A 20,977-nucleotide genomic window follows, 5' to 3' on the forward strand; every position below is an offset into this window, starting at 1 on the left:
CGGGACTAGGGTCGGCCCCATGATTGATCACGCTGATGACCTGGCGTCTGTACAAGCGGCGACCGAGCGGCTGCTCGCTGCGGTCGCCGCACTGGACGACACGGCTGTGACACAGTCGTCACGGCTGCCCGGCTGGACCCGGGGCCACGTCCTGGCTCATCTGGCCCGCAACGCCGACGCCCTGGTGAACGTCCTCGAGGGCCGCCCCATGTACGTGTCCGGCGAGGCCCGGGACGCCGATATCGAGCGGGACGCGCCGCGCCCCCTCGACGCGCAGCTCGCCGACGTGCGCGAGAGCGCGGAGCGCTTCCGCGCGATGGGCGAGGCCCCGGCGGACTGGTCGCGCACGGTGGAGCTGCGCAACGGGGTCACCGACCGGGCGGAGCGGGTGCCGTTCCGCCGGTGGGCCGAGGTGGAGCTGCACCACGTGGACCTCGGGATCGGTTACGAGCTGGAGGACCTGCCGGCGGAGTTCACGGAGCGGGAGATCGACTTCCTCGCGGCGCGGTTCGCCGGTCACCCGGACGTGCCGTCGACCGCCCTGGCCACCGTGGACGGCAGGGTCCGCACGACCGGGGGCGGAGCGGACGGCGGCCCGATCGCGGTCGAGGGGACGGCCGCCGACCTGCTCGGCTGGCTGTCCGGCCGTCGGGACGGCGCCGCCCTGACGGTCGAGGGCGGTGCCCTCCCGTCGGTCCCCCCGCTGTAGCAACCTGTCCCGCACGGGTTCCCGCTATAGGCTGCTGGTCATGACGTACAGCGGTCGGGTGACGGTCGGCGGCCCAGCCGACGTGCACGAACTCAAGGACCTGATGATCACCAAGGTCGCGGTCGGCCCCATGGACAACAACGCCTATCTGCTGCGTTGCCGGGCCACCGACGAGCAGTTGCTGATCGACGCGGCCAACGACGCAAGGACCCTGCTGGGGACGATCGGTGACGACGGCATCGCGTCCGTCGTCACCACCCACCGGCACGGCGACCACTGGCAGGCGCTGGCCGAGGTCGTCGCGGCCACCGGCGCCCGCACCCACGCGGGCCGGGAGGACGCCGAAGGCATCCCCGTACCGACCGACGTGCCGGTCGACGACGGCGACGTCCTTTGCGTGGGCCGGGTGGAGCTCACCGCCCGCCGTCTGGTCGGGCACACGCCCGGCTCGATCGCCCTCGTCTACGACGACCCCCACGGGCATCCGCATGTGTTCACCGGGGACTGCCTGTTCCCGGGCGGTGTGGGCAACACCCACGAGGACCCGAAGGCGTTCGCCAGTCTGATCCATGACGTCGAGACCAAGATCTTCGATGTCCTCCCGGACGAGACCTGGGTCTATCCCGGACACGGCGACGACACCACCCTGGGCGCGGAACGCCCGCGTCTGCCGGAGTGGCGCGCGCGGGGCTGGTGAGCGCGGCTCCTGCGAGCCCCCGCCCACCGTGCTCGGGTCCCGGCGAGCGCGGGGCCTACGCCTTGGCCGCTCCCGGGCCGGCCAGCGCCGCGATCCGCTCCACCGCGAACACGTACCCCTGCACCCCGCATCCCGCGATGACCCCGTCGGCGCGCAGGGAGACGTAGGAGTGGTGGCGGAAGGACTCGCGCCGGTGGATGTTGGAGATGTGGACCTCCATCACGGGCAGGCCGTCACAGGCGTTGAGGGCGTCCAGGAGGGCGACGGAGGTGTGCGAGTAGGCACCGGGGTTGATGACGATCCCGCAGTGGTCCAGCCGCGCCTCGTGGATCCAGTCCACCAACCGGCCCTCGTGGTTGGACTGGCGCAGATCCACCGTGCCGCCCCGCGCCGCCGCCGCCTCGGCGCACATCGCCTCCACGTCGGCGAGCGTGTCGGAGCCGTAGATCTCCGGCTGGCGCTGTCCCAGCAGGTTCAGGTTGGGGCCGTTGAGGATCATGATGGGGGCGCTGGCCAGGTTGCGGGGCACGGTTCCTCCGGTCCGTCGGGGTGGGGCGGTCCTCGCCGGAACCGCTGCTCGGACCGGTTTATCACGGTGCGGCGCACGGTCGTCGAGCCCTGACCGGGCCCGCACCGGGTGACCGCACGGTCGTGGTCCGGGACTGCCCGGTACTGCCCGTGTGCCGCCCGGGGGCCTGGGTCCCCGGGCGGCCGCGAACCACGGGGGAGACCCCGGTCCCACGCCGTCGGGCGGCGTGCGGTCGCGTGCCGCCGACCCTCCCCCTAGGGGTTGAGCGCCAGCTCCGTGACGAGGGGCGGGGACAGAGGAGACCGGGAGCGGTGGTCGGCGATGCGCCGACCTCCGCTCCCGGTACCGGCGTTCCGGTGTCGACGGGGTCAGACGTCGATGTCGCTCTTCACGGGGCTCTCGCCCCGGTCTGCTGCGGCTTCGGCCTCCGCCTTCCTGCGGGTCGCCCACAGGCTGGTGACCGTGGTGACGATCAGGACCGCGCAGATCACGCCCAGCGAGACCGGGATGCTGATCTCGGGTACGTGCACCCCGGACTCGTGCAGTGCGTGCAGCACCAGCTTCACGCCGATGAAGCCGAGGATGATCGACAGGCCGTAGGACAGGTGGACCAGCTTCTTCAGCAGGCCGCCGATGAGGAAGTACAGCTGCCTGAGGCCCATCAGCGCGAACGCGTTCGCCGTGAACACGATGTACGGGTCCTGGGTCAGGCCGAAGATCGCGGGGATCGAGTCGAGTGCGAACAGGACGTCCGTGGTGCCGATGGCGAGCATGACGACGAGCATCGGGGTCATGACCCGCTTGCCGTTCTGCTCGATCCACAGCTTGGTGCCGTGGTATCGGTCGGCCACGCCGAAGCGGCGCTCGGCGGCCTTGAGCAGCTTGTTCTCCTCGTACTCCTCGTCCTCCTCGGCGGCCCGGGCCTCCTGGACGAGCTTCCAGGCGGTCCAGATCAGGAAGGCGCCGAAGATGTAGAACACCCAGGAGAAGCTGGCGAGGATCGCCGCGCCGGCGGCGATGAATATCGCGCGCAGCACCAGGGCGATGAGGACGCCGATGAGGAGCACCCGCTGCTGGTACTGCGACGGCACCGCGAACTTCGCCATGATCAGGACGAAGACGAAGAGGTTGTCGACGCTCAGCGACTTCTCGGTGATGTAGCCGGCGAAGAACTCGCCTCCGGCCTGTCCTCCGCCCCAGATCAGCAGGCCCAGCCCGAAGAGCGCGGCCAGGACGATCCAGACGATGGTCCAGATCCCGGCTTCCTTGATGGACACGTCATGCGGTTTACGACCGATGAAGAAGTCGGCCGCGATGAGGGCGCACAGGCCCACGATCGTCAGGACCCATAGGGTCAGGGAAACATCCACTGCGCCTCCGGCAGGTACGTCACACGGCAAATGTCAGCGTCGTCGCTGCCGGAGGTCTCTTCCACCCGGGCCTCCGGCGCTCGACTGCGTCCGGACGGTCCTTCGGGCCGACGCCCCGGGATCTGGCCTGATCCGTATTGACGGGGTCGCCGCACAGACAGGGAGTACTCCCCTCCGTGCGGTCAACAGTACTGAATCACCAAGGGTTGGTAAAGAGGAAAGTAAAGAAAGCCACAAAGCCCCAGGTGGAGGGACTTTACTCGATCTTGGTCAAGGGTGTGGAGGTGTCACCTGTCCCATGAACGGCGGGCCGCCGCGACCTGGGTGAGCACCTGGTGGAGGACCTGGCTGCCCGGTGGCACGAGCGGCGGCTCGTAGGTCCAGGCGTGTCCTACCCACGGGTCGGCCAGGTGGTCGTCGGGCACGGGGGTCAGTCGCAGCAGCGAACGCCACAGCGGGTCGAGGAGCGGGCCGTGGCCCGCGGACTCCTCGCGGTCGGCGACCATCATCGGATGGACCCCGACGGACGGGCCCTCGTCGGCGAGGTAGCGCAACTGGTTCACGGCCCGGTCGTCGAAACCGTGCGGGAAGTCATTGACGATCAGCAGGTGCTGGGAGGTGTCGAAGCCGGGCGGCAGCGCGTCCGGGGCGCCTCCGCGCAGCGCCATCTGCACCAGGTCGACCCGCTGCGTGAGCCGGCCCAGCACCTCCGCCACACCCGTGGCGCCCTGGGCGGGCGGAGCCGTCAGCACGCCGCTCCGCGTCAACGGTGCCAGCGGCTGCGCACCCGATCCGGCCGGGTCGACGACGTGCACGGTGAACTCGCCCGCCGGGTGGACGGCGAGCAGCCGCGCCGCGTGCGTCACCGCCGTCTCCATGGCGAGGCGCCGCATGTCGTGGGAGTCGGTGAACGGTCCGTCGGCCGGGCCGGCCCGTCCGCTGTCGATCCACAGGCCGCGCTCCAGCGGCAGCCGGAGCAGCATCGGGATCCGGATCCGGTCGGCCTCCGGCAGCCGCAGATCGCCCAGGCGCAGCGCCATGGGCATCTCCACCGGCACCCGGTAGGCGTGCCAGGCGGGGTTGTCCCAGCGGGCGAGGGCAGGGGGCAGTGCGGGTTCGACGACGTCGGCCTCGGCGACGAGCCGGGCGAGGTCCCGGTCGAGGACTTCCCTCGCCTGGTCGACGAGCTGTGCGTGCCGGGCCCGGGCGGCCTCGCGCACGGCGTCGCCCTGACCGCCGATCCGGCTGCGCGGGTCGGACAGGGTCTGCTCCAGCTCCTTGTCCATGCGGGACTCGGCGAAGTCGACGGCGCTGCGGTAGGCGGCGGTGGTGCGGGCCAGGTCCTCGAACATGCCCCAGACCTGGTTGTAGAGCCTCTCCTCCATGGACCAGCCGGTCGCGTCCCCCGCCACGGGCTGCGCGGGCTGCCCGGGTGGTGCGGTGGGCGGTGATGGTGCGGAGTTCCGCCGGCCGGGGTGGCTGTAGTCGATCGGGCCGCCGGTGGTGGCGGACGGGTCCGCGACACCGGTTCCGCCGTACGCCGGCCGCGGCCCGGCATACAACGGCGGTACGGGACCGGGCGCGCCCTGCGCTGCGGTGCCGCCCTGGTCGGAGCCGACCGTGGGGGTGGTCGGCCGCCGGGAGCGGTCGCCGTCGACCGGGCGGGGCGGGGGCGCCTGCACGGAGCGGGCGAGGCCCCGCGCGACCGCCTCGTTGATGGTGCCCGCGAGCCGTACGGCCTCGGGCAGGCCCTGGTCGGTGAGGAGGTCGGCCAGGCCGCCCGCGTACCCCTGGCCGACGGCACGCACCTTCCAGGCGCCCTGTCGCCGGTAGAGCTCCAGCGCGACGAGGGCCGACTCGGTCTCCAGGCCCGTGATGGTGTAGCCGGCGATCCCGCTGCCGTCCAGGCCGGTGACGGCGACGAAGGGGGCCGCCACGGCGCCGAACCGGGCAGGGCCCGGGCCGCTGCCCGGGGCGGGCAGGGCGAGCAGCACACTGACGCGGTGGACCGCGCCCGTCATCGCGTCCAGGTCCACCGCGAGACGGTGGTCGGCGGCCGCCTGACGCGACACCTCCAGACCGGGCCGGGTGGGTGCGCCCGGGTGGGCCACCCATTCCGCTCCGTGGATCCGGCCGTTCTCGTCGCCGAGCGCGGCCGCGGCCACGACCGGTGTGCCGGCCGAGACCCGGATCTCCAGACGGGACCGGGCGAGCGGGTGGTTCTGTCCCCGCACCAGCTCGGCCGTCATCGCCTTCGCCCCCCTGCGTCGTGTGTGATGTGTCGTCCCCCGGCCCCCCGGCCCGGCCTCGGGTGCGGCGCCTAGAGGACCGGCAGGACCGCCGGCATCAGGTCCTGGAAGGTGCGGCCGTTGGCCGGGTTACCGAGGGCCGTCATCGCCCAGCCGGTACCGGAGCGGTGCACCTTCGCCATGATCTGGGCCGTGTAGGCGCCGCCGCCGGCCAGCGTGTAGCGGGCGAGTTCCTGGCCGTTGGTCTCGTCGACGAGGCGGCAGAACGCGTTCTGCACCTCCTGGAAGGTCTGGCCCGTGAAGGAGTTCACGGTGAAGACGATCTGGTCGATGTGGACCGGGACACGCGAGAGGTCGACGAGGATGGCCTCGTCGTCGCCGCCCTGGCCGACACCGCCGACGAGGTTGTCACCGGTGTGGCGCACCGAGCCGTCGTCGCTCACCAGGTGGCGGAAGAAGACGACGTCGACCGGCTGCTTGTCCGCGAACAGGACGGCCGAGGCGTCCAGGTCGACCTCCCGGGTGCGCGAGCCGAACAGGCCGCGGCGGGGAGCCGCCTGCCAGCCGAGACCCATGCGCACCGCGGTCAGGCTGCCGCCGTCGTTCTTCTGCAGACTGATGGCCTGACCCTTGGTCATGTTGACGGTCACGCGCTGATTCCCCTCTCGGACTTCCCCTGTTACCGCGCGATCGCGGTTGCCAGAACCCTACGCAGGGGCGCTGACGGCGACGTACCCCGGTTCGCGCTTTGTGTCGTTCTTGCAACACATGGCGTGCCCGGCCGTCAGGACAGGCCGGCCTCCTGCATCTGCCGCAGTTCCTTCTTCATCTCGGACACCTCGTCGCGCAGCCGGGCCGCGATCTCGAACTGCAGGTCCGCCGCGGCAGCCCGCATCCGCGTGGTGAGCTCCTCGATCTGCTCGGCGAGCTCGGCGGCGGGACGGTCGGTCGGCACGGTCTCGGCGGCCTTGCCCCGGGCGCCCTTGGCGCTCTTCGCGCCCTTGGCCGCCTTGGCGCCCAGGGAGGGCACGGGCGTCCTGGTGCCGCCGCCGTCCTTCTTGGCCTGGCGGTAGCCCGAGCCGAGCAGCTGCTCGGTGTCGATGTCCTCGCGGGCGATCTGGGCGACGATGTCGTTGATCTTCTTGCGCAGGGGCTGCGGGTCGATCCCGTTCGCCCGGTTGTACGCGACCTGCTTCTCCCGGCGGCGGTTGGTCTCGTCGATGGCCTTCTCCATCGCCGGGGTGATCCTGTCGGCGTACATGTGGACCTGGCCCGAGACGTTGCGCGCCGCGCGGCCGATGGTCTGGATCAGGGAGGTGCCCGAGCGCAGGAAGCCCTCCTTGTCGGCGTCGAGGATGGCGACCAGGGACACCTCGGGCAGGTCGAGGCCCTCGCGCAGCAGGTTGATGCCGACGAGGACGTCGTACTCGCCGCTGCGCAGCTCCCGCAGCAGCTCGACCCGGCGCAGGGTGTCGACGTCGCTGTGCAGATAGCGCACCTGGATGCCGAGTTCCAGGAAGTAGTCGGTGAGGTCCTCGGCCATCTTCTTGGTGAGCGTGGTGACCAGGACGCGTTCGTCCTTCTCCACGCGGGTGCGGATCTCGTGCACCAGGTCGTCGATCTGGCCCTCGGTGGGCTTGACCACGACCTCGGGGTCGACGAGGCCGGTGGGACGGATGATCTGCTCGACGAAGCCGTCCGAGCGGGAGAGCTCGTACTGTCCGGGGGTGGCCGACAGGTAGACGGTCTGGCCGACGCGCTCCTGGAACTCCTCCCACTTCAGCGGTCGGTTGTCCAGGGCGGAGGGGAGCCGGAAACCGTGGTCGACGAGGGTGCGCTTGCGGGAGGCGTCGCCCTCGTACATGGCACCGATCTGCGGGACGGTGACGTGCGACTCGTCGATGACGAGGAGGAAGTCGTCCGGGAAGTAGTCCAGCAGGGTGTTCGGCGGGGAGCCGGGGGCGCGGCCGTCGAAGTGCATCGAGTAGTTCTCCACGCCGGAGCAGGAGCCGATCTGGCGGAGCATCTCGATGTCGTACGTGGTGCGCATGCGCAGGCGCTGGGCCTCCAGGAGCTTGCCCTGCCTCTCCAGCTCGGTCAGGCGCTCGCCGAGCTCCTTCTCGATGTCGTTGACCGCGCGCTCCAGCCGCTCGGGGCCCGCGACGTAGTGGGAGGCCGGGAAGACGTACAACTGCTGGTCGTCGCTGACGATCTCCCCGGTGAGCGGGTGGAGCGTGGACAGCGCCTCGATCTCGTCGCCGAACATCTCGATACGGACGGCGAGCTCCTCGTAGACCGGGAAGATCTCGACGGTGTCGCCGCGGACGCGGAAGGTGCCGCGCGTGAAGGCCACGTCGTTGCGCGTGTACTGGATGTCCACGAAACGGCGCAGCAGCTCGTCGCGGTCGTGCTCGTCACCGACGCGCAGGGGGACCATGCGGTCCACGTACTCCTGCGGGGTGCCCAGGCCGTAGATGCAGGAGACGGAGGCGACCACGACGACGTCGCGGCGGGTCAGCAGCGAGTTGGTCGCGGAGTGGCGCAGCCGCTCGACCTCCTCGTTGATCGAGGAGTCCTTCTCGATGTAGGTGTCCGACTGCGGGACGTACGCCTCGGGCTGGTAGTAGTCGTAGTACGAGACGAAGTACTCGACCGCGTTGTTCGGCAGCAGCTCGCGGAACTCGTTGGCCAGCTGGGCCGCCAGGGTCTTGTTCGGCGCCATGACCAGGGTGGGCCGCTGGAGCTTCTCGATCATCCACGCGGTGGTGGCGGACTTGCCGGTGCCGGTCGCGCCGAGCAGGACGACATCCTTCTCACCTGCTTCGATGCGCCGGGCGAGGTCGGCGATGGCCGCCGGCTGGTCGCCGCTCGGCTGGTAGGGGCTGACGACCTCGAAGGGCGCCACCGTGCGTTCGATCTGGGAAACGGGCCGCATGTACCCACCGTACGGCCCCCCACTGACAACGGGTCCGCGGTCAGCGGCGCTGCGGGATCCGGGAGCGGTGTTCCACGGGACCGCGGGCCCGCAGCCGCGAGCGTGCCGGAGCGCGGTGGGCCGGGGAGTGGGCGGGGACGCCGGGCTTGTGCTCGGCGGGGGGCGTGGCGGGCCCGCCGGCGACCATCAGCGGATCGAAGAGCACCACGACGCCCGCGAGGACGAGGAAGGCGAGCGGTCCGACCATCATCGGCCCGAGCAGGGCGGCCGCCGGCTCCCCCGCGACGGGCTCGGCCGTTCCGTGGACGTGCACCTCGAGCGCGGCCATGCCGGTGTAGTGCATCCCGGTGACCGCGAGCCCCATGACGACGCTGGCGCCCACGCTCCACAGGAAGCCCCGCACCTGCCCGGCCGCCCACAGGGCGGCGCTGGCGGCGGTCATGGCGATGGCGACGGACACGGCGACCGTCGGGACGTCGTACTCCAGGTGTCCGTCGAGGTTCATCCCCGCCATGCCGAGGTAGTGCATCGAGGCGATGCCGAGGCCGGTGATCGTGCCACCGGTGAACAGGGCCGTTCCGAAGGCGCCCTGGTAGCCGACGATGAAGATCCCGATGCCCACCATGACGACGGCGACGGCCAGACTCGCGAACGTGATCGGCCGGTCGTAGTGGATCGGCGTGCCCTCGACGGTGAAGCCGGTCATCGCGACGAAGTGCATCGTCCATATGCCGGAGCCGATGGTCACGGCCCCCAGGGCGAGCCAGCCGGGGCGCCAGGAGCGGGACACCCTGATGGCCCTGGCGGTGCAGCGCAGGCCCAGGGCGCCGCCGAGACAGGCCATGAGGAAGGCCACCAACGGTGTGACCAGGCCGTAGCTGAATCCGTCGACCGTGCCGTGCATGCGCGGCTGCCCTTTCCGACCCGTGTGTCCCGCAACGCCCCGATGTCCCCCCCTCCCGGCGCCGCGGAGGCGGCCAGGAACGACGCAGAGAGTATGACCCCCACCGGAACGGTCGAACGACTTCCCGGCAAAGAAACACGCCCTCGCCCCAGGTGTGTGGCACCAGTGTGCGGAGTCCGGGCGGCACCGTTCAATCCGCGGCCATCCCGCACTCGCCTCACGTCGACCCTCTGCTGCCAGAGTGGAGCCGACCGTGATCGCCCGACGCGAGGAGTACGCATGAACGCACGCTCTGTCACCGCCTCGACCGCCGCGCTCCTGGGCACCGCCGCCCTCCTGCTGCCGCTCTCCCCCGCGCGGGCCGCGGAGGACTCCGCGCGGCCCCTGGTGATAGCCCACCGGGGCGCGTCCGCGTACGCGCCCGAGAACACCCTGGCGGCCGTCGACCGGGCCGCCGCGCTCGGCGTCGACTGGGTGGAGAACGACGTCCAGCGCACCCGGGACGGTGAACTGGTCGTCCTGCACGACGACAGCCTCCGGCGCACCACCGACGTCGAGAAGGTCTTCCCCGGCCGGGCTCCGTGGAGGGTGAAGGACTTCACCGCCGCGGAGATCGCCCGGCTGGACGCGGGCAGCTGGTTCGGCTCCGCGTACGCGGGCGCGCGCGTGCCGACGCTGGAACAGTTCGTGCACCGCGTCGAGCAGCACCGGCAGAAGCTGCTGCTGGAGATCAAGAACCCTCGGCTGTATCCCGGCATAGAGCGGCAGATCGTCAAGGTGCTGGGCGACGAGGGCTGGCTGGACCGCAGTCATGTGCAGGACCGGCTGGTCGTACAGAGCTTCAGCGCGGACAGCGTACGGGCGGTCCACGATCTGCAGCCCGCGGTGAAGACGGGCTTCCTCGGGAAGCCGCCCGTGGCGGACCTGCCCGCGTACGCGGCCTTCACCGATCAGATCAATCCCTCGTACGGTTCCCTCTCCGCCGGTTACGTCGCCGCCGTGCACGCCCTCAAGGGGGCGCACGGCAAGCCGCTGGAGGTGTGCACCTGGACCGTGAACGGCGCGGCCGCCGCCCGGCGGGTCGCCGGGTTCGGGGTCGACGGGATCATCACCAACACCCCTGACGTGGTGCGGGACGCGGTGCGCGGCTGAGGCGTCCGCCCGCGCTTCGGGGCGTTGTCGGTGGCGGGCCGTACGGTGGGGGGCGTGGACAGCCATGGGCGGTACGAACAACGGGTGGTGTGGGCCGTCGTCGGCACCGGTATCGGCCCGCTGCTGCTGGCCGCGACCCGTGAGGGTCTGGTCAACGTCGTGTTCCACGCCACCGACGAGGTACGCGGCAGTGCGCTGGAGCGGTTGGCGTCGCGGCTCGGCACCGAGCCCGTCGAGGAGCCCGGCTCCCCGCCGCTGGCCGAGGCGGTACGCCAGGTCGAGGCGTACTTCGCGGGTGAGCGGCGGGACTTCGGACTGCCGCTGGACTGGTCGCTGATCTCGGGCTTCAACCGCCAGGTGCTGCGGGAGCTGGCCACCGGGGTGCCGTTCGGCTCGGTCGTCGGGTACGGCGATCTGGCCCGGCGGGTCGGCCGGCCCGGGGCGGCCCAGGCCGTGGGCATGGCGATGGGCGCGAACCCGTTGCCGGTGGTCGTGCCGTGCCACCGGGTGGTGGAGAGCGGCGGGGGCATCGGCGGCTTCGGCGGCGGCCTGGAGACCAAACGCCGCCTCCTCGCCCTGGAGGGCGTTCTCCCCGCCCCCCTGTTCTGACCTCGCGATCCGCGGGCAGTCGTGCCGTCGGGGCGGTGAGGGCGCCTCCCGCCCGAGCGAAGCCGGAAGCGGTGGAGGGCGGGCGCGACGGCACCCTGCAAGCGCCGGGCCGCGCGACCACCCCCGCCGGCGCCGACACAGGTGGTACAGGACCTCCGGTCAGTCGTAGTGCCGCGCCTCGAACACGTTGCCGTCCGGGTCCCGGAAGTAGAAGCTGCGCCGGGCCGGCCCCCGCGCCCCGAAGGAACCGCGCGAGACGTCCGACACCGGTACGGAGCCCTCGTCCAGCCGGCTGCGCAGAGCGTCGAAGTCCGAGGCCGCCAGCGACAGACAGACGTGGTTCACGGGATGCCCCGAGCTCTCCGCGGCGCCGGGGACCATGCCCATGCGTTCCGCCTTCGCCCGCGGCATGAGGTCGAGGATCGTCTCCTCGTTCACCCGTACCGAGGGAAACGGCGCCTCGCCGACGGAGTACTCGGTGAGCCTGAGGGGCTCCAGGCCCACGGCCTTCTCGTAGAAGCCGGCGGCGGCGATGGGGTCGTTCACCCACAGGACGACGTGGTCGAGGCGAGTGGTGTTGTCCGTCATGGCTCCCAGCCTCCGCGACGGCCGTGACGGCACGCAAGGGGGTTTGGCCCGGTGCCCGGCCCGCCGGAGATGAGGGAGAACCGGCGGACAGGAGGCAGACGCGTGGTGCTCATGATGTCCGAAGAGGTACGGGAGGCGATCGCCGGGGGTCGCCCGGTGGTGGCCCTGGAGTCCACGATCATCGCCCACGGGCTGCCCCGGCCGCGCAGTCTCCGGGTGGCACTGGAGCTGGAGGCGGCCGTACGGCAGGAGGGCGCGGTGCCGGCGACGATCGCCGTGCTGGACGGGCGGCCCCGGGTCGGCCTGGACGAGGAGCAGTGGGAACGGGGCGCCGACGAGGACGGCATCCGCAAGCCGGGCCACCGTGATCTGCCGCTCGCGGTGGCCGCCGGGGCGAGCGGGGCGACCACTGCCCTGCTGGCAGCGCTCGCGGGCATACGGGTGTTCGCCACCGGAGGGCCCGGCGGCGTGCACCGGCAGTGGACGGTGGCCCAGGACGAGTCGGCCGATCTCGGCCTGCTGGCGCGGACGCGGATCACCGTGGTGTGCGCGGGCGTGAAGTCGGTCCTGGACGTGCCCGCGACCCTGCAGCGGCTGAAGACACCGGAGGTGGCGGTCGCCGGGTACGGCACGGACCGCTTCCCCGGCTTCCATCTGTCCGACTCCGGGCAGCCCGTGGACTGGCGGCTGGACACTCCGGCGCAGGTGGCGGAGGCCATGCGGGCGCAGGACGCGCTGGGCGGGGCCGGGTCGGCCCTGGTCGTGGCCAACCCCGTTCCCGAGGCGGAGCAGTTGGATCCCGGGCTGCACGCGCGCGTGCTCGGCGAGGCACTGCGCGCGTGCGAGACGGAGGGTGTCACCGGTCAGACGGTCACGCCGTTCCTGCCCGACCACCTGGTCCGCCACACCGGCGGCGCCTCCCCCGCCGCGAACCTGGCGGCGGTCCGGGGCAACGTGCGTCCGGCCGCGCGGGTCGCGGCGTCCCCCGGGACACCACGGGTGCCGGTGACGCGTTCACGGGCGCGTTCCTCGCGGCCCTGCTCGCGGGCGCCGGCCCGGAGCAGGCGGCGGAGGAGGGCTGCCGGGCGGGCGCTCAGGCGGTGGAACACATAGGGGGCCACCCGCCGGCACCCGGCTGACGAACGGGCCCCGCGACGGGTGCACTCCCTTTGTCCACAGGCGGGAACAAAGCGGAATGCCCCCTGCCCACAGGTCCGCACGCGGCTCGCCCAGGGCTGGCAGACTGACGGCCGGAGCGCGGGGAACAGGACAGCGCGGAGGAATCACGCAAGGAGAACCGGATGTCCATGGCAGGGAATCTGCGGAAGGTCACGGGCCTGGGCAGGGGCGGCGGGCTGCGCCGGGCGGCCCGGCGGCGGCCCCGTGTGGACCTGAGTCATCCGGCCCGCTCCCCGCTGGGCTCCTCGGTGGTCAACTGTGTGACGTACCGGGACGGTCGTCGCACCGGCGCGCGCGGGGACCTGGTGGACGCGGTGCGGCGGGTGCGCAGGAGCGGGGAGGGTTTCGTCTGGCTGGGGCTGCACGAGCCGACCACCCGGGAGTTCGCCGACGTCGTGGAACTGTTCGACCTGCACCCGCTGGCGGTGGAGGACGCGGTCGAGGCCCACCAGCGACCCAAGCTGGAGCGGTACGGGGAGACGCTGTTCGCCGTCTTCAAGACGGTCTGCTACGTCGAGCACGAGAGACTCACCGCGAACAGCGAGGTGGTGGACACCGGCGAGATCATGGTGTTCCTCGGCAAGGACTTCGTGATCACGGTGCGGCACGGCCGGCACGGCTCGCTGGGGCCGCTGCGCGAGGGGCTGGAGTCCGATCCCGAGCAGCTCGCCCAGGGCCCGTCCACGGTGCTGCACGCGATCGCGGACCATGTGGTCGACGACTACCTGACCGTCATCGACTCGGTCCAGGAGGACATGGACCGGATCGAGACGGACGTGTTCGCGGGGCACGGCGCACGGGTCGATCCCGGCCGCATCTACCAGCTCAAGCGCGAACTCCTCGAACTGAAGCGGGCCGTGGTGCCGCTGGACAGACCGCTGGAGGAGCTCGCCACACAGCCGATCCGGGTGGTCGCCCCGGAGATACAGACGTACTTCCGCGACGTCTCGGACCATCTGTCGCGGGCGAAGGAGCAGATAGCCGCCTTCGACGAGCTGCTGAACTCCATTCTCCAGGCGCATCTGGCGCAGGTCACGGTCGCGCAGAACGAGGACATGCGCAAGATCACCGCTTGGGCGGCGATCGTGGCGGTGCCGACGATGGTCTGCGGCGTGTACGGCATGAACTTCGACCACATGCCGGAGCTGCACTGGAGGTACGGCTACGGCATGGTCATCGGGGTGACGTCCGTGGCGTGCCTGCTGCTGTACCGGGCGTTCCGGCGCAGCCGCTGGCTCTGAGGCCGGTCCTCCGCGGGCGGGCGTCCCGGCGCGGACGCCCCCGGTCCGGGGGACGAGGCGGGGTCAGCCGTTCCAGGCCGGCCGGCGGGGGTCGTCGGCCCGTACCAGCACGTCGGCCGTACCGGCGGGGTCGGTCTCCTGCGCGTAGCGCTCGAAGGCGGGGAGGGTCCACTGCTCGGCCTCGGCGGTACGACGGCGCAGGGCGCCCGGGGAGAGGAGGACGTGGACGCTCAGGTCGAAGGGGAACCAGTGGCGCAGGAGAAGGGGGCCGTGCAGCAGCAGCACGCCACCGGGAGGGAGCCGGGCATAGGGGCTGCGGGTGGCGCGGTCGGTGACGGGATCCCACAGGTCGGGCAGGACACGTCCGCTCCCGCCGGGTTCGAGGGGGCCGAACACCTCACGCCAGAGGGCGCCGGTGTCGTACCAGCCGCCGTAGTAGGACTCCAGGTCCTGGCGGCCGTACTCGAGCCGGACGGAGGCGGGCCGCAGGAAGCCCTCGGCGCCGACGACCAGGGAGGGCCGGCCGCGTATCCGAAGCGCCTCGGCGACCCGCTCGGCGAGGTCTCCCGGACGCGCGGCGGGGGCTCCGTCGAGGGCGACCCTCGGCCAGGGACCGCCGTCGGCCGTCTCCAGCTCCAGCAGGCGCTCGGCGAGGAGGTCGCCGAGCCGGTCCCAGGTGATCGCTTCGAGTCGCACACGGCCATGATGCGCCGACGGCGGGTCCGGCCGCGCGGCTCTCCCGGCGGTACGCGTCCGGCGTCCGGCGTCCGGCGGAGCCGTGCGTCGCCCGGGGCGTCCGACGTCCCTGGACGTTCGCGCATGCGCCCGCGCTCCTGGGCCATGGCCGGGGACACCAGGGGTCGTGTGCACTGGTGGTGACGGTGGCGGCCGGGGAGGGCACCGGCCGGGAACGGGGGCGACGGCATGATCGACGGACCGTACTTCGTGCTGACGGTGCTGGGGGTGCTCGGGACCGGGCTGACGGCCGGGGTCTTCTGCGCCTTCTCGACGTTCGTGATGAGAGGGCTCGCGGCGCTGCCGCCGGCGCAGGGGGTGGCAGCGATGCAGGCGGTCAACGTGGCGGCGGTGCGTCCGGCCTTCATGCTGCTGTTCCTCGGTACGGCGGTGCTGTGCGCGGTGGTCACGGTGGTGACGTTCGTGCTGTGGCCGGACGAGGGGACGGCCGGGCTGCTGGTGGGCGGTGTCCTGTACCTGATCGGCTCGTTCGGGCTGACCGTGGTCGCGAACATACCGCGCAACGAGGCGCTGGCCCGGCTCGAACCGGGCGGTCCGGAGGCGGTCGCGTACTGGCCGGTCTATGTGCGCGAGTGGACGGTGTGGAACCACGTCCGCGCGCTCGCCTCGGCCGGGGCGGCGGTGGCGTACCTCCTCGCCCTCGTCTGAGGGGCTCGGCCGGCCCCCCGGGAAGCGCTGTCCCGGCGCTCTGCGGGGGCGGGTGAGCGGACGCGTCGTGGCCGGAGGAGCGCCGCCCGACGAGGCACGGCCCGTCATCCGCGCACGCGAGGAACACGGCCACGGCCGATCCCAGGGTTCTCCTGACCACTCCCCACGAGGAGCGGCCGTGCCTCCCCGTCGGGGAGCCGGTCCGCGACGGGGAGGCACGGCTGCCCGCGGGAGCGACGGGGCGGCGGCAGGTGATCGCACCACTCACCTGCCGCCGTCGACGGAGCGGCGTCGGAACGCAGGACCCCGGTGGGTCCCACCGCCCGGCCGGGTTACGGCTTGCGGGCCACCGCGCCGTAGCCCGGGATGACGTCGTCGTCCTGGCCCGGAACCGGGTCGCCCAGTTCCGGGTGCCAGTGGTGGGGGACCTGGACGCCCGGTTCGACGAGGTCCAGGCCGTCGAAGAAGCGGGTGAACTCCTCGCGGGAGCGGAGCGCCAGGGTGACGCCCGCCGCCTTGAGCTTCTCCGTGGCCGCCTTCGACTCCTCCGGAGTGAAGTCGGCGGTCGCGTGGGTGACGACCAGGTAGCTGCCCGACGGCAGCGCGTCCAGCAGCCGCCCGACCAGTTCGTGCGCCCCGTCCTTGTCGGAGACGAAGTGCAGCAGCGCGATGAGCGACAGCGCGATCGGCGCGTCGAAGTCGAGGATCCTCCGCGCGCCCTCCAGGATGGCGTCCGGTTCCCGCACGTCGGCCTGGAGGTACTCGGTCACCCCCTCGTCCGTACCGCGCAGCAGGGCCGCCGCGTGGGCCAGCACGATGGGGTCGTTGTCGCAGTACACGACGCGGGCGTCGGGTGTGACCCCCTGTGCCACCTGGTGCAGGTTGGGCTCGGTCGGGATGCCGGTGCCGACGTCGAGGAACTGCCGTACCCCCTGTCCGGCCAGCCATCGCGTGGCCCGCTGCATGAACGCGCGGTTCACCCGTGCCATCACCGGAACCCGGGGGTCGAGGGCCAGCATCTGCCGCCCCATGGCCTCGTCGACCGGGTAGTTGTCCTTTCCTCCCAGGTACCAGTCGTACATCCGCGCGGGGTGCGGCCTGCTCGTGTCGATCTCCACGGGGTGCTGCCCGGTCATGACGGACTCCATAGGTCTCTGCAACTGTCAGTGATCAAGTCGGTGCCAAGTTCAGCAGGAAGAGCAAAAAGGTGGAGCGGGCAACAGAGTTCAGGACAGCAGGAAATCCGCCTCTCCCGCCTTCGCTCCCTCGATGAAGGCCGTCATCTCGGCGGAGGTGTAGATGAGCGCCGGCCCGTCCGGGTCGGTGGACTGGCGCACGGCGATCCGGCCGTCCTCGAGCTTCATCGCCTCCAGGCAGTTCCCTCCGTTGCCGCCGCTCCACGGCTTGTGCCAGCCCTCGCTGCCCAGTTCCCGAGCGGGCATGCCGTTGTAGATCCTTCCGGTGCGCACCCGCGGGCGAGGCAGGGGCTTCAGGGGCTTCATGAGTTCCATTTACAACTCCTTGCGGAGGTCCCGGAGGATCTCCTTCGTGCGATGTGCCGTAGCGGCCTGCGCCGCCATGCGGTCCATGACCTCGAGGTGGGTCGCCACCTCGGTACGCGCGTCCAGGTAGACGGCGCCGGTCAGGTACTCGCTGTAGACCATGTCCGGCAGTTCGGGCATGGCGAATCGGAACAGCACGAACGGCCCGTACGTGCCGGGGTGGGGCCCGCCGGCGAACGGCGCGATCTGCAGCGTCACATTGGGCAGCTTCGTGGCCTCGAGCAACTTGTCGACCTGCGCACGCATCACCTCCGGGCCGCCGACCGGGCGGCGGAGCACGGTCTCGTCCATCACGACCCACACCCGGGGCGCGTCCTCACGGGTGAGGAGTTCCTGCCGCCGCATGCGCAGGTCGACGTGGCGCTCTATGTCCTCGGGCTGGGTCTGCCCGACGGCACCGGAGCGCAGCACGCCGCGCGCGTAGTCCTCGGTCTGGAGCAGTCCGGGGACGAAGTGGGGTTCGTAGCTGCGGATGAGGGAGGCCGCGCCCTCCAGGCTGACGTACATCGAGAACCAGCCGGGCAGGATGTCGTGGAAGCGCTGCCACCAGCCGGGCCGGTTGGCGTCCTCCGCCAGCTGCACGAAGGCCTCGGCCTCCTCGTCGGAGACTCCGTACGCCTTCAGCAGGAGCTGGAGGTACGGGATCTTGAGTGCGACCTCGGCCATCTCCATGCGGCGGACCGTGGCGGGCGCGACACGGAGGATGCGGGCCGCCTCCTCACGCTTGAGTCCCGCGCGTTCCCGCAGGTCCAGCAGGCGTCGGCCGAGGACGACCTGTCCCACCGTCGGTGCGGACCGGGGCTCGCTCACACTCCACCTCCCTCGAACAAAAGCCGACAGCCCGGCGGCGCCACTCGATGATCCGCCCGAAGATCCGTCTCACCCGAACTCTCATTCGAACAAATCTTCGGCGATCCCAACTGGCGCCGCGCGAGGTGCTGTTGCGAGCAGTGTGCCACGCCCGTCCAGAACGTCACACTGCACTCTGCATTTTTCAGAGTGACACTTGCCAAGTGTCCACGGCGGGGCGATAGTGGCAAGCGTGATTCCGTCCGCGCCCTTAGGAACAGACGCCGCCGCAGGGTCCACCGGCCTCGGCGCCGCCTCGGGAGCCGCCCCCTCGGGGCCCGCTGCCGAACGCCGGTTCCGTTTCGAACTGGCCGCTCATCCGGGCTCCCCGGCCCAGGCCAGACGCCTGACGAGGGCACGGCTGACCGGCTGGTCGGTGTGCGAGGACACCTGCGACACCGCGGCCCTGGTCGTCTCCGAGCTGGTCACCAACGCCATCGTGCACACGGCGAGCAGCCATGTGGTCTGCGAGCTGCACGACGGTGGCGAGCTGGTGCGCATAGCCGTGCGCGACGAGGGGTGCGCGCCGGGCCGGCCGCGGGCGAACCCCCGGCAGCGGCCTGACGACGAGCACGGAAGGGGACTGCTTCTCGTCGACGCCCTGTGTCACTCGTGGGGCGCGCACGAGAACGGCCCCGGACTGCTGGTCTGGGCCGACCTCCCCCGCACGGCGGACACCGGACACGAGGGTCCCGCGCGACCCACCGACGACCTGGGCTGGGGGACCCGCCCGAAGCCGGGTCCGCCCGGCCCCCCGGAGGACGACACCGGCGACGAACCGGACCAGTCCCACGCCCCGACGGAGAACCGGCCGCAGCCCCGGACGGCCCGCCCGCCGCTCCCCCCGCGCCGGCGCACCCCCCGCCCCCGGGGCCAGGCGTGACGGGCGCATCCGGCACCCGCGTACTGAGCCTGGACTCGCTGGTACGGGTCCAGCGCGGGCGGCACGTCCCGGCCGCCCCCTGGCGACTCCCCGTCCCCGACGGCATGACCACGCCCATGGGCTGCGACGCCGTGGCGGTACCGGCGCGCTTCGGCCCGCTGGTACTGCCCCGGCTGCCCCGCGTGGGCTGCGTGTACGCCGATGACGCGCACTGGTGGTGGCTGGTCCCGTCCGATTCCGACTACGCCCTGGACTGGCCGGCCCCCGCCCGCTACGTCACCGGCGCGGTCCTCCCCGGCCCTTCGGACGCCCCCGGCGCCCCCGGCCTCCCCGGCCTGATCCACCGCCCCGCCGGCACGCTCCCCTACACGCCGCCGATACCGCTCTACCTCGCCCTGTGCCGCCTGACGGACACGACCCCCACCTGGTCCCGTCCGGTCACCGCGTAGCACGCACCGCACCGGCCCTCCCGACCGTCCCGCATCCGGCCCGACCGGCGCACGCCTCCTCCCGCGCGCTCCTGGTCCCAGCCCCGGCGCCCCGCTCCGGCCGATCACCCAGTTCGTACGCCCGCACGCACCCTCCGCCCCGTCCCGCGCCCTGCCCCGGCGTACCGCCTCCCGCGATAGTGGCCGTTCGTCGGATTCGGCGGCCGGGGAGGTCGGCATGGCGGGGAGCACACAGCGATCCGGTGATGCGAAGCCACCGTCATCGGACACGGACGGACCGGACACGAACGATCCCCCCACGGACGGACCGGCCACGGACCGCCCCGGCACCCGCCGGAGGACCTGGCGCTCCCTCCGCCGCGGGAAGCGCCCCGGACCCGGCTCCCCGCCCCTCTCCGAGTCCGAGCGGCTGCTCTTCGGCGGGCCGCTGCGCTACGACACGGGCTGGAACCGGCACAGCGAGGCCTTCCTGGAGCTGGACTTCCGCTCCATGATCACCCGCCTGCCCGCCCTGCTCGCCTCCAGCCTCCGGCTCGCCGTCCAGGCGGACCGGCGGGCCGCGGGGGCCGTGCTGGCCGCCGAGGTGGCGCGGGGTCTGGCCCAGGCCGTGAGTCTGCTCGCGGTCAACAGTGTCCTGGGCCGGCTGCTGGGCGGCGGCCCGATGGAGGAGCGGCTGCGCGGCGCCGCACCCGCCCTCGTCACGGTGGCCGCCGTCACCCTGGTCGCGGCGCTGCTGCGGGCGGCGAGCACCTACGCCACCGGACGCCTGGAGCCCAAGGTGGAACGGGTGGCGACCGAGCTGTACCTGGAGCGCGCGGCGGCCGTGGAGCTGGCCGCGATCGAGGACCACGCCTTCCACAAACTGCTGGACACCGCCCGGTACGGTGCCGCCTCGGCCCGCCGCATGATCGCGTACGGCACGCAGGTGGTCAACGCGATGATCTCCCTGGCGGCGGCGGCCGGTGTGCTCGCCGTGCTGCATCCGGTGCTGCTTCCGCTACTGGTGACGATGACGCTGCCGAGCGCCTGGAGCGCGCTGACGAACGCGCGCCGCCGCTACGCCTCGTTCCACACCTGGGTGCAGCACGCGCGTGCCGGTCATCTGATCAGCGACCTGCTCACCGAGCCGGGGGCCGCGCCGGAGATCCGGGTGCACGGTGTCGGCCCCTTCCTCCTGCGTCACTTCAGAGCCATGTCGGAGACCGCGGAGGCGGAGCAGGCCCGGCTGGCCCGGCTGGCGGCGGGCACCGGACTGGTCGCCGCGGCGTGGACGGGCCTGGCGACGGTGACCACGTACGCCACGCTCGGCGCACTGCTGCTGGCCGGGACGATGGCGCTGTCGGTCGCGGGCACGGCGGTGATCGCGATCGGCACCGGCTCCGCGAGTCTGGACACCCTCGTCCTGGAGGTGAACCGGCTGCACGAGGAGGGCCTGTTCGTGGGCGATCTGGAGCGGCTGTACGTCGAGGCGGCCGAGCGCGCGATCCCCGTGGGCGGTCTCCCGCTGCCCGACGACCCCCGGGAGATCCGCTTCGAGAACGTCACCTTCCGCTACCCGGGCGACGCCGCCCGTCCCGCCCTGGACGACGTCTCGCTCACCCTTCCGCTGGGCGGGATCGTGGCGCTGGTCGGCGAGAACGGCTCCGGCAAGACGACGCTGGTCAAGCT

The 20,977-nt window shown here is 72.1% G+C and carries 21 protein-coding genes and 1 pseudogene; 11 read left to right on the top strand and 11 right to left on the bottom strand.

Features of this window, described 5'->3' with window-relative positions; all coding sequences use genetic code 11:
- The first annotated feature begins 19 nt into the window (after nucleotides 1-19).
- Entirely contained in the window at nucleotides 20-709 is a 690-nt protein-coding gene (locus tag KYY02_RS29450; protein WP_371243253.1) for a maleylpyruvate isomerase family mycothiol-dependent enzyme, read from the top strand.
- A gap of 40 nt (nucleotides 710-749) precedes the next feature.
- Nucleotides 750-1,406 (top strand): MBL fold metallo-hydrolase, encoded by a 657-nt coding sequence (locus tag KYY02_RS29455; protein WP_371243255.1) that lies wholly within the window; start codon nucleotides 750-752, stop codon nucleotides 1,404-1,406.
- A 55-nt stretch (nucleotides 1,407-1,461) separates the two neighbouring features.
- Here the strand turns inward: KYY02_RS29455 and aroQ are convergent, their stop codons facing one another.
- From aroQ to KYY02_RS29485, 6 genes are all read right to left on the bottom strand, one after another.
- Nucleotides 1,462-1,935 (bottom strand): type II 3-dehydroquinate dehydratase, encoded by a 474-nt coding sequence (gene aroQ / locus KYY02_RS29460; protein ID WP_371243257.1) that lies wholly within the window; start codon nucleotides 1,933-1,935, stop codon nucleotides 1,462-1,464.
- A gap of 368 nt (nucleotides 1,936-2,303) precedes the next feature.
- Nucleotides 2,304-3,305: a TerC/Alx family metal homeostasis membrane protein gene (locus tag KYY02_RS29465; RefSeq protein ID WP_371243259.1), complete on the bottom strand. Its 1,002-nt coding sequence runs from the start codon at nucleotides 3,303-3,305 to the stop codon at nucleotides 2,304-2,306.
- Between the two features lie 287 nt (nucleotides 3,306-3,592).
- Nucleotides 3,593-5,554, bottom strand: coding sequence for a TerD family protein (locus KYY02_RS29470; RefSeq protein ID WP_371243261.1), 1,962 nt, complete (start codon nucleotides 5,552-5,554; stop codon nucleotides 3,593-3,595).
- 71 nt (nucleotides 5,555-5,625) lie between these two features.
- Complete coding sequence (locus tag KYY02_RS29475; RefSeq protein WP_371243263.1) at nucleotides 5,626-6,204, bottom strand: TerD family protein; 579 nt, start codon at nucleotides 6,202-6,204, stop codon at nucleotides 5,626-5,628.
- 134 nt (nucleotides 6,205-6,338) lie between these two features.
- Entirely contained in the window at nucleotides 6,339-8,489 is a 2,151-nt protein-coding gene (uvrB, locus tag KYY02_RS29480; protein ID WP_371243265.1) for an excinuclease ABC subunit UvrB, read from the bottom strand.
- A gap of 40 nt (nucleotides 8,490-8,529) precedes the next feature.
- Nucleotides 8,530-9,393 carry an MHYT domain-containing protein gene (locus tag KYY02_RS29485; RefSeq protein WP_371243267.1) on the bottom strand — a complete coding sequence of 288 codons (864 nt, stop codon included), beginning with the start codon at nucleotides 9,391-9,393 and terminating at the stop codon, nucleotides 8,530-8,532.
- 279 nt (nucleotides 9,394-9,672) lie between these two features.
- On the opposite strand from KYY02_RS29485, the gene KYY02_RS29490 reads away from it, so the two are divergent.
- The gene (locus KYY02_RS29490) at nucleotides 9,673-10,545 is read left to right on the top strand and encodes a glycerophosphodiester phosphodiesterase (RefSeq protein WP_371243269.1); all 873 of its coding nucleotides are present in this window, start codon (nucleotides 9,673-9,675) and stop codon (nucleotides 10,543-10,545) included.
- Between the two features lie 54 nt (nucleotides 10,546-10,599).
- The gene (locus tag KYY02_RS29495; RefSeq protein ID WP_371243271.1) at nucleotides 10,600-11,154 is read left to right on the top strand and encodes a methylated-DNA--[protein]-cysteine S-methyltransferase; all 555 of its coding nucleotides are present in this window, start codon (nucleotides 10,600-10,602) and stop codon (nucleotides 11,152-11,154) included.
- Nucleotides 11,155-11,313: 159 nt separating this feature from the next.
- Here the strand turns inward: KYY02_RS29495 and KYY02_RS29500 are convergent, their stop codons facing one another.
- Complete coding sequence (locus KYY02_RS29500; RefSeq protein ID WP_371243273.1) at nucleotides 11,314-11,742, bottom strand: VOC family protein; 429 nt, start codon at nucleotides 11,740-11,742, stop codon at nucleotides 11,314-11,316.
- Nucleotides 11,743-11,844: 102 nt separating this feature from the next.
- Between KYY02_RS29500 and KYY02_RS29505 the strand changes: the two are divergent.
- The 3 genes and pseudogenes from KYY02_RS29505 to KYY02_RS29515 form a co-directional block, all read left to right on the top strand.
- Nucleotides 11,845-12,726, top strand: a pseudogene (locus KYY02_RS29505) (pseudouridine-5'-phosphate glycosidase); the annotation flags it as partial.
- A gap of 53 nt (nucleotides 12,727-12,779) precedes the next feature.
- Nucleotides 12,780-12,881, top strand: coding sequence for a hypothetical protein (locus KYY02_RS29510; RefSeq protein ID WP_371243291.1), 102 nt, complete (start codon nucleotides 12,780-12,782; stop codon nucleotides 12,879-12,881).
- 162 nt (nucleotides 12,882-13,043) lie between these two features.
- Complete coding sequence (locus KYY02_RS29515; protein WP_371243275.1) at nucleotides 13,044-14,162, top strand: magnesium and cobalt transport protein CorA; 1,119 nt, start codon at nucleotides 13,044-13,046, stop codon at nucleotides 14,160-14,162.
- 63 nt (nucleotides 14,163-14,225) lie between these two features.
- On the opposite strand, the gene KYY02_RS29520 is transcribed toward KYY02_RS29515, so the two are convergent.
- On the bottom strand, nucleotides 14,226-14,858 hold the full coding sequence (locus KYY02_RS29520; RefSeq protein ID WP_371243277.1) for a nucleoside/nucleotide kinase family protein: 633 nt from the start codon (nucleotides 14,856-14,858) through the stop codon (nucleotides 14,226-14,228).
- 228 nt (nucleotides 14,859-15,086) lie between these two features.
- Between KYY02_RS29520 and KYY02_RS29525 the strand changes: the two genes are divergently transcribed.
- A complete protein-coding gene (locus KYY02_RS29525) occupies nucleotides 15,087-15,566 on the top strand; it encodes an anthrone oxygenase family protein (RefSeq protein WP_371243279.1) in 480 nt (159 codons plus the stop codon).
- A 332-nt stretch (nucleotides 15,567-15,898) separates the two neighbouring features.
- Here the strand turns inward: KYY02_RS29525 and KYY02_RS29530 are convergent, their stop codons facing one another.
- The 3 genes from KYY02_RS29530 to KYY02_RS29540 form a co-directional block, all read right to left on the bottom strand.
- The gene (locus KYY02_RS29530) at nucleotides 15,899-16,702 is read right to left on the bottom strand and encodes an SAM-dependent methyltransferase (RefSeq protein WP_371243280.1); all 804 of its coding nucleotides are present in this window, start codon (nucleotides 16,700-16,702) and stop codon (nucleotides 15,899-15,901) included.
- Between the two features lie 90 nt (nucleotides 16,703-16,792).
- A complete protein-coding gene (locus tag KYY02_RS29535; protein WP_371243282.1) occupies nucleotides 16,793-17,077 on the bottom strand; it encodes a DUF397 domain-containing protein in 285 nt (94 codons plus the stop codon).
- On the bottom strand, nucleotides 17,078-17,938 hold the full coding sequence (locus KYY02_RS29540) for a Sco1979 family transcriptional regulator (RefSeq protein ID WP_371243283.1): 861 nt from the start codon (nucleotides 17,936-17,938) through the stop codon (nucleotides 17,078-17,080). It lies immediately after the preceding gene.
- A 223-nt stretch (nucleotides 17,939-18,161) separates the two neighbouring features.
- Here KYY02_RS29540 and KYY02_RS29545 point away from each other — a divergent pair, with 223 nt between their 5' ends.
- The 3 genes from KYY02_RS29545 to KYY02_RS29555 form a co-directional block, all read left to right on the top strand.
- Nucleotides 18,162-18,860 (top strand): ATP-binding protein, encoded by a 699-nt coding sequence (locus KYY02_RS29545; RefSeq protein WP_371243285.1) that lies wholly within the window; start codon nucleotides 18,162-18,164, stop codon nucleotides 18,858-18,860.
- Entirely contained in the window at nucleotides 18,857-19,309 is a 453-nt protein-coding gene (locus KYY02_RS29550) for a hypothetical protein (RefSeq protein ID WP_371243287.1), read from the top strand. Before KYY02_RS29545 ends, KYY02_RS29550 begins: the two co-directional genes overlap by 4 nt.
- A 217-nt stretch (nucleotides 19,310-19,526) precedes the next feature.
- On the top strand, nucleotides 19,527-20,977 hold a 1,451-nt coding region (locus KYY02_RS29555; RefSeq protein ID WP_371243289.1), incomplete at its 3' end, for an ATP-binding cassette domain-containing protein.

Source organism: Streptomyces pimonensis (assembly GCF_041380215.1).
Lineage (GTDB): Bacteria > Actinomycetota > Actinomycetes > Streptomycetales > Streptomycetaceae > Streptomyces > Streptomyces pimonensis.

Bases quoted from the DNA above. Each gene is read 5' to 3' on its own strand.
- KYY02_RS29450 (WP_371243253.1), top strand. From the start codon at position 20: ATGATTGATCACGCTGATGACCTGGCGTCTGTACAAGCGGCGACCGAG.
- KYY02_RS29455 (WP_371243255.1), top strand. From the start codon at position 750: ATGACGTACAGCGGTCGGGTGACGGTCGGCGGCCCAGCCGACGTGCAC.
- KYY02_RS29470 (WP_371243261.1), bottom strand. From the start codon at position 5,554: ATGACGGCCGAGCTGGTGCGGGGACAGAACCACCCGCTCGCCCGGTCC.
- uvrB (WP_371243265.1), bottom strand. From the start codon at position 8,489: ATGCGGCCCGTTTCCCAGATCGAACGCACGGTGGCGCCCTTCGAGGTC.
- KYY02_RS29485 (WP_371243267.1), bottom strand. From the start codon at position 9,393: ATGCACGGCACGGTCGACGGATTCAGCTACGGCCTGGTCACACCGTTG.
- KYY02_RS29490 (WP_371243269.1), top strand. From the start codon at position 9,673: ATGAACGCACGCTCTGTCACCGCCTCGACCGCCGCGCTCCTGGGCACC.
- KYY02_RS29500 (WP_371243273.1), bottom strand. From the start codon at position 11,742: ATGACGGACAACACCACTCGCCTCGACCACGTCGTCCTGTGGGTGAAC.
- KYY02_RS29515 (WP_371243275.1), top strand. From the start codon at position 13,044: ATGTCCATGGCAGGGAATCTGCGGAAGGTCACGGGCCTGGGCAGGGGC.
- KYY02_RS29525 (WP_371243279.1), top strand. From the start codon at position 15,087: ATGATCGACGGACCGTACTTCGTGCTGACGGTGCTGGGGGTGCTCGGG.
- KYY02_RS29530 (WP_371243280.1), bottom strand. From the start codon at position 16,702: ATGACCGGGCAGCACCCCGTGGAGATCGACACGAGCAGGCCGCACCCC.
- KYY02_RS29535 (WP_371243282.1), bottom strand. From the start codon at position 17,077: ATGGAACTCATGAAGCCCCTGAAGCCCCTGCCTCGCCCGCGGGTGCGC.